A 13,348-nucleotide genomic window follows, 5' to 3' on the forward strand; every position below is an offset into this window, starting at 1 on the left:
ATTTCTACTGTGGTAATTGTTACACTTCACTCTGGAGCTGGCACTCGGGACCTTGATTAATCAAGTAAAGGTGTACCGGATTAAAAATCCGTTATCAAGATTAAGTTGGATGCATTAAGTGTGTCAACAAGGGTGGTACCGCGAATCTATAGCCTCGTCCCTTTTTTAGGGATGGGGCTTTTTTGTATTTTAAGAAGTGTTAAAGGAGGAGTAAGTATGAAAGAGCAATTGGAGGCTATTCAAGCTGAAGCGTTGGATAATGTGAAAAAGGCAAATAATTTAAAAGAACTCCAGGATATTAAAGTAACTTATCTAGGTAAAAAAGGGTCTTTAACGTCTGTACTGCGTGGTATGGGAAAACTTTCTAAAGAAGAACGACCGGTTGTTGGCGAAATTGCCAACAAAGTCCGTGAAGCTATTACTAATGAAATTGAGCAAAAAAGTGAGATTCTGGAACAAGCAGCATTAGATGAAAAACTTCAGCATGAAGCAATTGATGTGACCTTACCTGGTCGACCAGTTCAAGTTGGTGGACCACACTTATTAACACAGATTGTAGAAGAGATTGAGGATTTATTTATTGGAATGGGTTTTGAGGTAAGAGAAGGACCGGAAGTTGAAACAGATTATTATAATTTCGAAGCGCTGAACCTTCCTAAAGGTCACCCAGCACGTGATATGCAGGATACCTTTTATATCACTAATGAATTATTGCTTCGAACACATACATCGCCTGTGCAAGCTCGAACAATGCGACAGTTCAACGGCAATCAAACTGTGAAAATGATTTGTCCAGGAAAAGTGTATCGTCGTGATACGGATGATGCAACTCACTCACACCAGTTCACCCAAATTGAAGGACTGTATGTGGATAAGAATGTTCGTATGAGTGATTTGAAGGGAATTTTAGATAAATTTGCTAAGAAAATGTTCGGCGATGATCGGAAAACTCGGCTGCGTCCAAGCTTCTTCCCGTTTACTGAACCATCTGTTGAAATGGATATTTCATGTAAAGTCTGTAACGGATCTGGCTGTTCTGTTTGTAAAAAGTCAGGCTGGATTGAGATTTTAGGCGGCGGCATGGTTCATCCTAGAGTGCTTGAAATGGCCGGTTATGATTCTAAAGAATATACAGGTTTCGCATTTGGAATGGGGCCAGAAAGAATAGCTATGCTGAAATATGGCGTTGATGATATCCGTAATTTCTATACAAATGATGTACGGTTTCTAAAACAATATCATCATGCAAAAGGAGGTACCTTGTAATGCTAGTATCATTAAACTGGTTAAAGAATTATGTGGATATAGAAAATATCTCACCTGAAGAACTTGCTGAAAAAATTACGAAAACTGGTATTGAAGTAGATGGTATTGAATATATTGCGGAAAAAAATCAAGGTGTAGTAGTTGGTAATGTTGAATCATGTGAAAAACATCCCAATGCTGATAAATTGAATCTTTGTCAGGTCGATGTAGGTGATGAGAAATTACAGATTATTTGCGGGGCACCAAATGTTGCGCAAGGTCAAAAAGTTGCAGTAGCTAAGCCTGGTGCAGTTCTGCCTGGAAACTTTAAAATTAAAAAGGTTAAACTTCGTGGAGTAGAATCAAATGGAATGATTTGTTCACTTCAGGAGCTTGGTATTGAGGAAAAATATGTGCCAAAAGATATTGCTGAAGGTATTTTTGTTTTTCCAAATGATGTATCGATAGGTGAAAGTGTTGATCCACTATTAAACTTAAATGATGCAGTATTAGAATTTGATTTAACACCCAACCGCGCTGATTGCCTGAGTATGTTAGGGGTTGCTTATGAGGTTGCAGCGATCCTGGACAAAGAAGTATCGTTACCAAGTGAAGAGGTTAAAACAAGTGAAGAAAAGGCGAAGGATTATGTTTCAGTTGAAGTGGCTGATCCTGAGTTAAATCCATATTACGGGGCATTTGTTGTTAAGGATGTAAAAATAGAACCATCCCCGTTATGGATGCGTAACGCGTTAATGGCAGCGGGTATTCGCCCTATTAATAACGTTGTGGATATTACCAACTATGTATTACTTGAATATGGACAGCCACTGCATGCATTTGATTATGATTTATTGAATTCCGGAAAAATTGTTGTAAGACGTGCGGAACAGAATGAAAAGCTTACTACACTAGATAAGGAAGAAAGAAGCTTATCAGATGACCACTTGGTTATTACAGATGGAAAAGATCCTGTTGCGATGGCTGGTGTCATGGGTGGAGCTAGTACAGAAATTAATAATGAAACTACAACTATTTTGCTGGAAGCAGCATATTTCGCACCTGGTTCTGTTCGAAAAGCAGTGAAAGATACAGGATTACGCAGTGATTCAAGCACCCGTTTTGAAAAGGGAGTAGACCCTAATCGAGTAAAAGAAGCAGGTCTTCGTGCATGTCATTTACTGGAGAAGTACGCTGGTGCAACGGTTCTGGATGATGTTGTTTCTTTTGATGAATTGGACCGTTCTGAGAAGGTTGTTGAAGTTAGTACGGCAGAGATCAATAAACGCCTTGGAACTCAAATTAGTACAAAAGAAATTGGTGTGATTTTAAGCAAGTTACAATTTCCATTCAAACTGGATAATGATCAACTGATTGTGACCATTCCAACCCGTCGTGGAGATATTTCGATTTTTGAAGATATGCTTGAGGAAGTTGCTCGTATTTACGCATATGATAACCTACCATTTACGTTACCAGAAGGTTCATCACAGGCAGGTGGTTTAACTAACAGACAGCAAATAAAGCGAGATGTTAAAAGTTACTTGCAGAGTGCAGGGTTGATGGAGACGATAACATATTCCTTAACAAGTGATGATCAAGTGTATAAGTTATTAGATCCGGTGCAGCAGGAACAGAATCTTACCCCTGTTCAGTTGGCGATGCCAATGAGTGAGGATCATAGATATTTAAGACTAAGTATATTGCCAGGGTTGCTTCAGACATTAGCGCACAATCATGCACGAAATCAAATGAATCTGGCGTATTTTGAATTAGGAAATGTTTTTATTTCAAATGAAGCAACACCTACAAAGCAACCAGACGAAAAGCTGCGGGTTGCAGGAGCAGTTACAGGGTTATGGCTGTCTCATCAATGGCAGCAAGAGAAGAAGCAGGCAGATTTCTATCTTGTAAAAGGAATTGTGGAAGGTCTGTTTGACTTTTTAAATATACAAGTTACCTTCGAACAGGTTAAACTCCAAGACATGCACCCAGGTCGGTGTGCAACGATTCAGGTTGATAATCATGTCGTTGGATTTATCGGTCAAGTGCATCCGAAGCTTGAGAAGTCAATGGATTTAAAAGAGACATATGTTTTTGATGTTGATATGGAATCAGTATTAGCTGTTTATAAAAACATACCAGGGTATAGTCAAATTCCAAAGTATCCATCTGTTTCCAGAGATATTGCGTTTATTGTCGATGAGAACATTCGAGCAGGTGATATCCAACAAACGATAGAAGAAACTGGCGGGCCAGTGGTTAAGAATGTTCAAGTGTTTGATGTTTACAAGGGTGAGCATTTACCAGAAGGAAAAAAATCAATTGCATACAGCCTGCTTTATCAGGATCCGGATAAAACATTGAAAGACGATGAAGTCGAACAATCCTATCAGGAAATAGTCCGTACGGTTAATAATAAATTTAATGCTTACGTAAGGTCATAAGGGCGAGAGCAAAATATCAAATCTTAAGTGGTTCAGTTTTGGAGTACAAAAACACAATTTGTACCCTTAACTGAACTGCTTTTTTACTAAGGATTTTACCACCCTAACATGGGAGGTTATGATATTATGACGCAGTTTATAGATTTATTGGCAGCTATGAAAGTATCCCATATAATGCTGGCCTCTTCATCATACCCCAATTGGTTGATATCCAGAATTTCCGGTTGATATCCCGAAATTGTGGTTGATATCCAGTGTTTCCAGTCGTATATTATATCCGTGGTCAGGGCGTTAAGTGAGCATCATCTAAATTGCTTAGCGGCATTGGCGTTGTTAATGGTAATTTGTGAGAATCCTGGATCGATGGTTCGCCAAGTCGTGTTAGACAACAGGGAGTAAGCGCTTCCTATTAAAATAAACAATACAACCTTTTCCATCAACATAAAAAGAGCATCAAATTGCTCTGCAATTTAATGCTCAATCGGTGCTGCATTCTCACTTACCTGGTGTTAGAGATAATTTTTTGCCTTTTTAGTATTGGCAAAGTGTGTTTTTGCGTATGAGTTCAATGCTTTTTCACCCTTGGATTTAATAATACTTGCGATGGTTTGATCAACTTTTTTGGAAGCTCCTTTTGGAAGTGCTATTCCAGTTTTGGCTGACAGTTTATCCATTTCACTTAGAAAGCTGGTTCGGGCAATAATTGACCCTGCAGCAACTGCGATCGAATAACTCTCGGCTTTTGTCATGAAATACGTATTATCAGCAAGTTTCTGCTGTTCCGTTGCTATATGTTTTTTATAAACAGCCGGTTCACAAAATTGATCAATCAGAATGCCATCTGCTGAGTTTGTACCTATCTTATTAAGCAGATTATTAATGGCGTGATGATGAAGCATAGCCTTCATTTTTCCCTGTGTCCATCCCTGCTTTTGCAGTTTATTGTATTTTTCATTATGTAATATTAACAAAGAATAGGGTAAATCGAGATTCATAATATCTTTGGATACTTTCCGAATCGTTGAATCTGTCAAATTTTTAGAATCCTTCACACCTAATTCTTTGAGCAGTTCAATTTGCTCTTTTTTAACAAATGCTGCTGCTACAGTGATTGGCCCAAAATAATCCCCTGTTCCTGCCTCATCCGAACCAATATGGTTGCTCGTGAATAGAGTATCTGGTGGAGAAAAAGCATTTGTTTTTTGAGCTGCCTTCTTTGTTTCTTTTGTATTTTCGTTTATCCATTTTTTGGCTTCAGCAGCTGGAGCGTTTCCTTGGAACATTACTTTACCCGATTTATATGCAGTTATGACTGCATTTGAAGTTTTGGCACGAAAAATAGCGCCTTGTGGTGTTGATTGTAGTGCATTAGCATAAAAGCGTCTCATTTCTTCTATTGTATTCTGTGGTATAACGTATACATTTTGTGGCATAGGATCCTCCAATTATATTATCTATATAACTATAGCAAATGTTGGGTATAAATGAAAAGAATGATTTCGTATGGTCAACAGTTTCCTCAATGGCAAACTTTGTGTTAATATAAAGTGGACTATTTTTGAATTAGGGGGGTATTCGTGTGACCCAAGATGACAAAACACGTATAACAGTTGAAATACATAATAAATCTTATACAGTTGTTGGCAAGGAAAATGCTGACCACGTTCGTCTAGTTGCAAGTCTAGTAGATCAAAAAATGCGTGATATTCATGGGCTAAACCAACAGCTCACCACTTCGGAACTAGCCGTTCTTACAGCTGTAAATACGATGAATGATTATATGAAATTAAAAGAAGACTACGCAACATTACTAGGGACAAAAAACAAGGAAGAGGATAAATAGCATATGGTTGATATTATCTTAATTGCACTATTAATATTTGGATTTTTTATTGGATTAAAGAGAGGTTTTATATTACAAGCATTTCATCTAATAGGATTTATTGCAGCATTTATACTGGCAGCCTTATACTATGACCAGCTGGCACCGCGACTTGCATTATGGATTCCATACCCCGAATTAGAAAATAATAGTGCATGGGCCGACTTTTTAGAGGCATTACCCATTGAAGGTGCTTTTTATAACGCAATAGCTTTTGCAATTATCTTTTTTGCTGCTAAGATAATTATGCAAATAATAGCATCGATGCTTGATTTTGTAGCAGACTTGCCAATATTAAACTCTGTAAACAAATTACTGGGTGCAGTATTGGGATTTGTTGAGATATACCTGCTGATTTTCGTGGTATTATATGTTCTGGCATTAACACCATTAACAGAAATACAATCTTGGATAAACAGCTCTTCTGTAGCATTATTTATTATTGAACACACACCAGTTTTATCAGAACAGATTAAGACATTATGGTTTGACCACGTTGATGATTTACTTAAATTTTAATTGAATAATCGAGACTGATTCAACGTATTAGGGTAGTCCTTGTATGTCATGTACAATAGATATAACCTTTCAATGAATCAGTCTTTTTTCATAGTAAAAATAGAAGGTGATATACAATGACAATTAATAAAAAAGATGTAATTAAATTACTCGAAAAAGTGGCTATATATTTAGAACTTAAAGGAGAAAACCCTTTTAAAATCTCTGCCTATCGAAAAGCAGCACAGGCTCTTGAGCGTGACGACCGCTCATTGACAGATATCGAAGACTTCAAGAAGATTAAGGGTATTGGAAAAGGGACAAGCGCGGTAATTGATGAATATATTGAAAATGAATCATCTGAAACGCTAAAACAATTAGAAAAAGAAGTACCAAACGGATTAATACCGTTACTGAACCTTCCTGGTCTTGGTGGGAAAAAGCTGGCTAAGTTTTACCAGGAGCTAGGAGTGACTGATGCGGATTCGCTTAAGGAAGCTTGTAAAAGTGGAAAAGTGGAAAGTCTGGAAGGCTTCGGAAAAAAATCAGCCGACAAAATACTTGCTGCTCTGGAGGATGCAAATACCCGTCCTGAACGTCTGCCAATAGCATTTATGCTGCCAATAGCAGAAAGAATTGAAACGTATCTAAAAGAAATCCAAGTTATACATGACTATTCTCGTGCTGGAAGTTTACGGAGAATGCGGGAAACCGTTAAAGATATAGATTTTATTATTGCATCGGAAAGTCCAGAAATTGTTCGTGATGCATTACTTGAATTGGAGAATATAAAAGAAGTTATTGCTAAAGGCGAGACAAAGGTATCCATTACCTTGGATGATGTATATGATGTGAATGTTGATTTTCGGATAGTAGCACCAAACGAATTTGCTTCAACTTTACACCATTTTACTGGGTCAAAGGATCATAATGTTGCAATGCGACAACTGGCTAAATCTAATGGTGAAAAGATAAACGAATATGGAGTTGACATTGAGGAAACAGGGGAAACCATAACATTCCAGGATGAGAAGCAATTTTTCGAGCATTTTGGATTACAGTTTATTCCACCAGAAGTACGAGAAAACACCGGCGAAGTGGAAGCGTTTCGGGAACACGTGTCATTAATTAATCTAGAGGATATCCGTGGAGACTTACACATGCATACGACATGGAGTGACGGTGCACAATCTTTAGAAGAGATGGTTAACCGTGCTCGTGAAAAAAATTATGAATATATCACAATAACGGATCACTCTAAGTTTCTGCAGGTTGCTAATGGATTAAATGAAACAAGATTGCGCAAACAGAGAGAAGAAATAAATAGGTTGAACGAAAAGTATGATGATATCCACATATTTGCAGGTGTCGAGATGGATATTTTACCTGATGGTTCATTAAATTTTGATGATACATTTTTGCAGGAAATGGACTTCGTAATCGGAGCTATTCACTCAAGTTTTAATCAGTCGCAGGAGAAAATTATGAATAGGTTATATGCGGCACTTGATAACCCTTATGTATCATTAATTGCACATCCTACGGGAAGACTTATTGGTCGTCGTACGGGATATAACGTTGATGTTGATAAGTTAATTCAACGTGCAAAAGAAACTGGAACAGCACTGGAAATCAATGCTAATCCAAACCGCTTGGATCTCTCAGCTGAATGGGCTCGAAAAGTCCAAAGTGCTGGAGTCAAAATCGCTATTAGCACGGATGCTCACAACTATAATATGCTTGATCATATGACATATGGTGTACGCACAGCACGTAAAGGTTGGATTAAAAAGGAAACCGTATTAAATACCTGGTCAAAAGAGAAACTAATAGACTTCATGAATCGTACTAAATAAATGGGAAGAAAGTAAAAGGAGCAAGTCTTTATGAATGAGCGTATTCTACACGTACTTGAATTTAATAAAATTACCGATCAATTAAGTAAACAGGCAGCAACTTCGATAGGGAAGGACTTTTGTTCCAGTTTAAAACCCTCTATAAATATAGACGAAGTAAAAGAATTGCAGGCAGAGACGGATGAAGCTAGCCAAATTTTAAGGTTAAATGCAACAATTCCATTAGGAGGAATATTTGATATACGCGCCAGTATTAAACGAAGTGTCATCGGTGGTGTTCTGCGTCCTGAAGAGTGTCTGGAAGTAGCAAACACCCTTTATGCGGGTCGCCAGGTTAAAAGCTTTATGGAAAAAATAGAAGAAGATATGCCTATTCTAAAAGATCTAGGAACAAAGATTATTTCGTTACGTGATTTGGAAACTCATATTAATAGCTGTATCGATGATAACGGACATATGATGGACAGCGCTTCGGTTAAATTACGTAGTGTACGTTCTTCCATTAGGACGTATGAAAGCAGATTACGTGATAAACTGGATGGCTACACAAAGTCGAAAAGTAATATGTTGTCAGATGCAATCATAACGATTCGAAATGATCGATATGTTTTGCCAGTAAAACAGGAGTACCGAGGGTCTGTTGGCGGAATTGTCCACGATCAATCAGCTTCAGGTGCGACATTATTTATGGAACCAAAAGCTGTAGTTGATCTCAATAACCAATTGCAGGAAGCAAAGGTTAAGGAAAAACAGGAGATCGACAGAATTTTGCGTGAGTTAAGTGATCATATCGCAAGTAATGAGGATTCTTTATATGAAAATGTAACTGTTTTAGCAAAAATTGATTTTATGGTTGCCAGGGCAAAATTAGGAATGCAAATGAAAGCAGCAATGCCAAAAATGAACGATAATGGAATTATTAAAATGAAACAAGCACGCCATCCGCTTATCTCAATGGATGAAGTTGTTGCTAATGATGTGGAATTGGGAGAAGACTATACATCAATTGTTATCACGGGACCAAATACGGGCGGTAAAACGGTAATATTGAAAATGATCGGCTTATGCACATTAATGGCTCAATCAGGACTTAGAATCCCGGCCTTTGATGGCTGTGAAATGGCTATATTTGAGGATGTTTTTGCGGATATCGGTGATGAGCAATCAATTGAGCAAAGTCTAAGTACTTTTTCTTCACACATGACCAATATTGTTTCAATTCTGAAGCATGTCAATCACAAATCATTAGTGCTATTTGATGAACTTGGTGCTGGCACAGACCCGCAGGAAGGTGCGGCATTGGCAATGTCCATATTGGATGAAGTGATTTCGCGTGGCTCACGTATCGTTGCAACAACACATTACCCGGAGTTAAAAGCATATGGGTACAACCGGGAAAATGTTGTTAATGCATCCGTGGAATTTGATGTACAAACATTAAAACCAACTTATCGATTGTTGATAGGTGTGCCAGGACGCAGTAATGCATTCGAAATTTCCAAACGACTAGGTCTCGAGGAAAGTGTTATCAATCATGCTAAGAGTCATATCGGTATTGATTCCAAAAGTGTTGAGAACATGATAGCCTCTCTTGAGAAATCACAGCGCCAAGCAGAATCAGACTATCAAGAGGCGCACGATACCTTACTTGCTAGTGAACAATTACGAAAAGATATAGAAAAAGAATGGAAACAATTTGAGGAAAAGCGTGAATCGTTGTATAAAAAAGCAGAGGAAAAAGCAGAAAAGTCGTTACAGAAAGCAAGAGAAGAAGCGGAAATGATTGTAGAAGAGTTGCGTAACATGAAATCCGCTACACAATTAAAAGAGCACGAGTGGATTGAAGCCAAAAAAATGTTTGAAGAGGCACAGCCTAATCTTTCCAGCAAAAAGGATGATGAGCTAACTAAAGAACCAATCGCAGCAAAACAGGGGTTGCAAGCCGGTGATGAAATCAAGTTATTATCGGTGAACCAGCAAGGAACCGTTCTTGAGAAAGTAAACGATAATGAATATCTCGTTCAGGTTGGAATTATGAAGGTTAAAGTGAAACGCAATGAATTACAGCTGGTAAACAAGAAAAACTCTGTTGTTGAAAGACCTATGGCCACAGTAAAGGGAGCCAGTTATCATGTGAAAACTGAGCTTGATTTACGTGGTCAGCGATTTGAGGATGCATTAGTAAGCCTGGAAAAATATATTGATGATGCGATTCTTGCTGGCTACCCCAAGGTATCAATTATCCATGGGAAAGGAACCGGTGCTCTTCGAAAGGGAGTAAAAGAATTTACTCAAAGACACCCTAGTATAACTGCTGCTAGGCCAGGGTCACAAGGTGAAGGTGGAAGCGGTGTGACAATTTTGGAGCTGAAGTAATAGGAAGAGGGGAGGAGCAATACTAGTGACTGACTTTTGGGAAATTATTTTTGTGGAAACAGCTGCCAGATACAGCGTGGTTATTCTATGTACTATCGTATTCTTAGCAGTATTTGAAATTGTAACCTCGTATCGTAATTGGGTGGAAATTAAGCGCGGAAATTTTGCTGTAGCTATGGCAACTGGTGGGAAAATATTTGGTATAGCTACAATTTTCCGCTATTCAATTGAACACAATGATACTCTTATGGAGAGTATTGGTTGGGGTATTTTTGGATTTATATTATTATTAATAGGTTATTTTATTTTTGAATTTTTAACACCGACAATCAATATAGATGAAGAAATCGGAAAAGGGAACAACTCAGTCGGATTTATCTCGATGATGATTTCTATTGGATTAGCGTTTGTCATCGGTGCAAGTATTGGATAAGGGGAGAGAACATTGGAAACACTAGCCAAAATATTAGCTGTAATTTCAGTTATTTTTGTTGTTATTGGAATCATATACTTAATTTAAGTAAGAAATTTTTGCGAAATTAATAAATAAAATTTCAAAAAATACTAATTAATCGGTATAATGAAATTAATAGATAAAAAGGAGGAGTAATATTATGGAGAATAAACGTTGGCATGACCACTATCCAGAAGAGATTCCTACCACAATAGAATACGATCAGAAGCCATTACATTCATTCCTGGCAGCAACAGCTGAATTATACCCAGAAAAGAAAGCGCTTCATTTTATGGGGAAGGAAATAACATTTGCCGAAGTTTTTTCACAAGCAAAAAAAATGGCGAAATACATGCAGTCTCTTGGTCTTGAAAAAGGTGATCGTGTTGCAGTCATGCTGCCAAATTGCCCACAAGCAGTAATAAGTTATTATGGGGCGTTAATGGCTGGAGCTGTGGTTGTTCAGACAAACCCTTTATATAAGGAGAGGGAGCTTGAATACCAACTAAACGATTCCGGTGCAACATTTATTGTTTGTCTGGACATTTTATTGCCACGCGTTACAAATGTACGGGGAAACACATCGCTTAAACATACAATTGTAACTGGTATTAAGGATTATTTACCATTTCCAAAGAATCTGATTTATCCTTTTATCCAGAAGAAGCAATATAATATGGTCGTAAAAGTCGAACAATCAGAAGACACTCATGTTTGGCAATCAATTATTGAAAATGGAGATGAGGATTACAATCCCATAGAAGTCAATCCAATAGAGGACCTTGCACTACTTCAATATACTGGTGGCACAACAGGACATCCAAAGGGAGTTATGCTCTCTCATTACAATTTGGTAGCCAATGTACAAATGAGCCAAGCCTGGCTATATAAAGCTAAGCCAGGAAAGGAAACGGTCTTAGGCGTTTTACCATTTTTTCATGTATACGGGATGACCACTGTGATGAATATGGCTATTATGTTTGGTTCTAAAATGGTGCTTCTGCCTAAATTTGATGCTGAAGAAGTACTTAAAACAATCCATAAACAAAAGCCAACTATGTTTCCGGGAGCGCCAACCATTTACGTTGGATTATTAAATCATCCCAACTTAAAAAAGTATGATTTATCATCGATTGAAGCTTGTATTAGCGGATCTGCACCATTACCAACAGAAGTACAGGAACAATTTGAAAAGGTAACCGGCGGTCGGTTAGTGGAAGGATATGGATTAACCGAATCATCCCCTGTTACACATGCTAATTTTGTCTGGGATAATCGTGTTAACGGTAGTATTGGGGTACCATGGCCTGATACAGATGCAAAGATATTTAAAGTGGAAACTATGGAAGAAGCAGATGTAGGAGAAGTTGGAGAAGTTGCTGTTAAAGGGCCACAGATTATGAAAGGGTATTGGAACAATCAGGAAGAAACAGACAATGTTTTAAAAGATGGCTGGTTGTTTACTGGTGATTTGGGCTATATGAATGAAGAAGGGTATTTCTATATAGTTGACCGCAAAAAAGATATGATAATTGCTGGTGGCTATAATATCTATCCTAGAGAAGTAGAGGAAATATTATACGAGCACGAAGCTGTCCAAGAAGCAGTTGTAGCTGGAATTCCTGATCCATATCGCGGAGAAACGGTTAAAGCATATGTCGTCCAAAAGTCCGGTTATGAAATAGAGGAAGAAGAATTGAATGCACATTGTAGGAAACACTTAGCAGCCTTTAAAGTACCAAGAATTTATGAGTTTCGTGATGAACTGCCAAAAACCGCAGTAGGTAAAATACTACGGAGGAAGTTAGTAGATGAAGAAAAAGAAAAGTTGCAGGAAAAAAGTAATACAATTTGAGCATAATGCTCTCTTTTCGTATAATAATAGTACAAGCTTTATATTGACATTATAAATGAGACTTTGTACAATTAACATGAATGACCATTCATTCAGTTTGTGAGCAAGAGGTATATGCTAAGGAGATTATCATGAGAAAAAACAGACCGAAGTACAAACAAATTATCGAGGCAGCTGTTGAGACAATTGCAGATAATGGTTATCATGCTTCACAAGTATCAAAAATTGCCAAAAAAGCAGGAGTAGCTGATGGAACAATCTATCTTTATTTTAAAAATAAGGAAGATATTCTTGTGTCTGTTTTTGAAGAGAAAATGGGACAGTTTATCGAACAGATTGCTTCCAGTATCAATGATAAACAAAATGCAGATGAAAAACTGCGAACGCTAATTGAAATGCATTTTTTGCAGCTTGCAAATGATCATCACTTAGCTATTGTTACGCAATTGGAATTGAGACAGTCAAATTCAGCTTTACGGATGAAGATAAATGAAGTATTAAAGCCGTATTTAGTTGTAATTGATGATATAATTGAAGAAGGGACCGAAGAAAAAATATTTCGGGACGATTTAAATATTCCTCTTGTTCGGCAAATGATTTTTGGTACCCTGGATGAAATAGTTACAAACTGGGTAATGAAAGAACAAAGGTATGATTTAGTTAAACAGACTTCGGATGTCCATACATTAATTATAAATGGACTATCCGTTAAAGAAATAGTAAAGGAGGATTGAA

At 37.5% G+C, this 13,348-nt stretch carries 10 protein-coding genes; 9 read left to right on the forward strand and 1 reads right to left on the reverse strand.

Going from position 1 to position 13,348, the window contains the following annotated elements; translation table 11 throughout:
• Positions 1 to 216: 216 nt before the first annotated feature.
• Positions 217 to 1,266: a phenylalanine--tRNA ligase subunit alpha gene (gene pheS / locus BLS02_RS07420; RefSeq protein ID WP_092492377.1), complete on the forward strand. Its 1,050-nt coding sequence runs from the start codon at positions 217 to 219 to the stop codon at positions 1,264 to 1,266.
• Positions 1,266 to 3,692: a phenylalanine--tRNA ligase subunit beta gene (pheT, locus tag BLS02_RS07425; protein ID WP_092492378.1), complete on the forward strand. Its 2,427-nt coding sequence runs from the start codon at positions 1,266 to 1,268 to the stop codon at positions 3,690 to 3,692. Before pheS ends, pheT begins: the two co-directional genes overlap by 1 nt.
• A 509-nt stretch (positions 3,693 to 4,201) precedes the next feature.
• On the opposite strand, the gene rnhC is transcribed toward pheT, so the two are convergent.
• The gene (gene rnhC, locus BLS02_RS07430) at positions 4,202 to 5,125 is read right to left on the reverse strand and encodes a ribonuclease HIII (protein WP_092492379.1); all 924 of its coding nucleotides are present in this window, start codon (positions 5,123 to 5,125) and stop codon (positions 4,202 to 4,204) included.
• A gap of 146 nt (positions 5,126 to 5,271) precedes the next feature.
• Between rnhC and zapA the strand changes: the two genes are divergently transcribed.
• From zapA to BLS02_RS07465, 7 genes are all read left to right on the forward strand, one after another.
• Complete coding sequence (zapA, locus tag BLS02_RS07435; protein ID WP_092492380.1) at positions 5,272 to 5,535, forward strand: cell division protein ZapA; 264 nt, start codon at positions 5,272 to 5,274, stop codon at positions 5,533 to 5,535.
• Between the two features lie 3 nt (positions 5,536 to 5,538).
• Entirely contained in the window at positions 5,539 to 6,093 is a 555-nt protein-coding gene (locus BLS02_RS07440; RefSeq protein WP_092492381.1) for a CvpA family protein, read from the forward strand.
• Between the two features lie 116 nt (positions 6,094 to 6,209).
• Positions 6,210 to 7,928 carry a DNA polymerase/3'-5' exonuclease PolX gene (gene polX, locus BLS02_RS07445; protein WP_092492382.1) on the forward strand — a complete coding sequence of 573 codons (1,719 nt, stop codon included), beginning with the start codon at positions 6,210 to 6,212 and terminating at the stop codon, positions 7,926 to 7,928.
• A gap of 30 nt (positions 7,929 to 7,958) precedes the next feature.
• Positions 7,959 to 10,304 (forward strand): endonuclease MutS2, encoded by a 2,346-nt coding sequence (locus tag BLS02_RS07450; RefSeq protein WP_092492383.1) that lies wholly within the window; start codon positions 7,959 to 7,961, stop codon positions 10,302 to 10,304.
• Positions 10,305 to 10,329: 25 nt separating this feature from the next.
• Complete coding sequence (locus BLS02_RS07455) at positions 10,330 to 10,737, forward strand: DUF350 domain-containing protein (protein ID WP_092492384.1); 408 nt, start codon at positions 10,330 to 10,332, stop codon at positions 10,735 to 10,737.
• A gap of 181 nt (positions 10,738 to 10,918) precedes the next feature.
• Entirely contained in the window at positions 10,919 to 12,613 is a 1,695-nt protein-coding gene (locus BLS02_RS07460; protein ID WP_092492385.1) for a long-chain-fatty-acid--CoA ligase, read from the forward strand.
• A 131-nt stretch (positions 12,614 to 12,744) separates the two neighbouring features.
• Positions 12,745 to 13,347, forward strand: coding sequence for a TetR/AcrR family transcriptional regulator (locus BLS02_RS07465; RefSeq protein WP_092492386.1), 603 nt, complete (start codon positions 12,745 to 12,747; stop codon positions 13,345 to 13,347).
• The last annotated feature ends 1 nt before the right edge of the window (position 13,348 follow it).

Source organism: Virgibacillus salinus, from assembly GCF_900102415.1.
In the GTDB taxonomy this organism is placed as follows: Bacteria; Bacillota; Bacilli; order Bacillales; family Amphibacillaceae; genus Lentibacillus; species Lentibacillus subterraneus.

Excerpts from the sequence above, each read along its gene's own strand:
- pheS (WP_092492377.1), top strand. The coding sequence starts at position 217 with ATGAAAGAGCAATTGGAGGCTATTCAAGCTGAAGCGTTGGATAATGTG.
- pheT (WP_092492378.1), top strand. The coding sequence starts at position 1,266 with ATGCTAGTATCATTAAACTGGTTAAAGAATTATGTGGATATAGAAAAT.
- rnhC (WP_092492379.1), bottom strand. The coding sequence starts at position 5,125 with ATGCCACAAAATGTATACGTTATACCACAGAATACAATAGAAGAAATG.
- BLS02_RS07440 (WP_092492381.1), top strand. The coding sequence starts at position 5,539 with ATGGTTGATATTATCTTAATTGCACTATTAATATTTGGATTTTTTATT.
- polX (WP_092492382.1), top strand. The coding sequence starts at position 6,210 with ATGACAATTAATAAAAAAGATGTAATTAAATTACTCGAAAAAGTGGCT.
- BLS02_RS07450 (WP_092492383.1), top strand. The coding sequence starts at position 7,959 with ATGAATGAGCGTATTCTACACGTACTTGAATTTAATAAAATTACCGAT.
- BLS02_RS07460 (WP_092492385.1), top strand. The coding sequence starts at position 10,919 with ATGGAGAATAAACGTTGGCATGACCACTATCCAGAAGAGATTCCTACC.
- BLS02_RS07465 (WP_092492386.1), top strand. The coding sequence starts at position 12,745 with ATGAGAAAAAACAGACCGAAGTACAAACAAATTATCGAGGCAGCTGTT.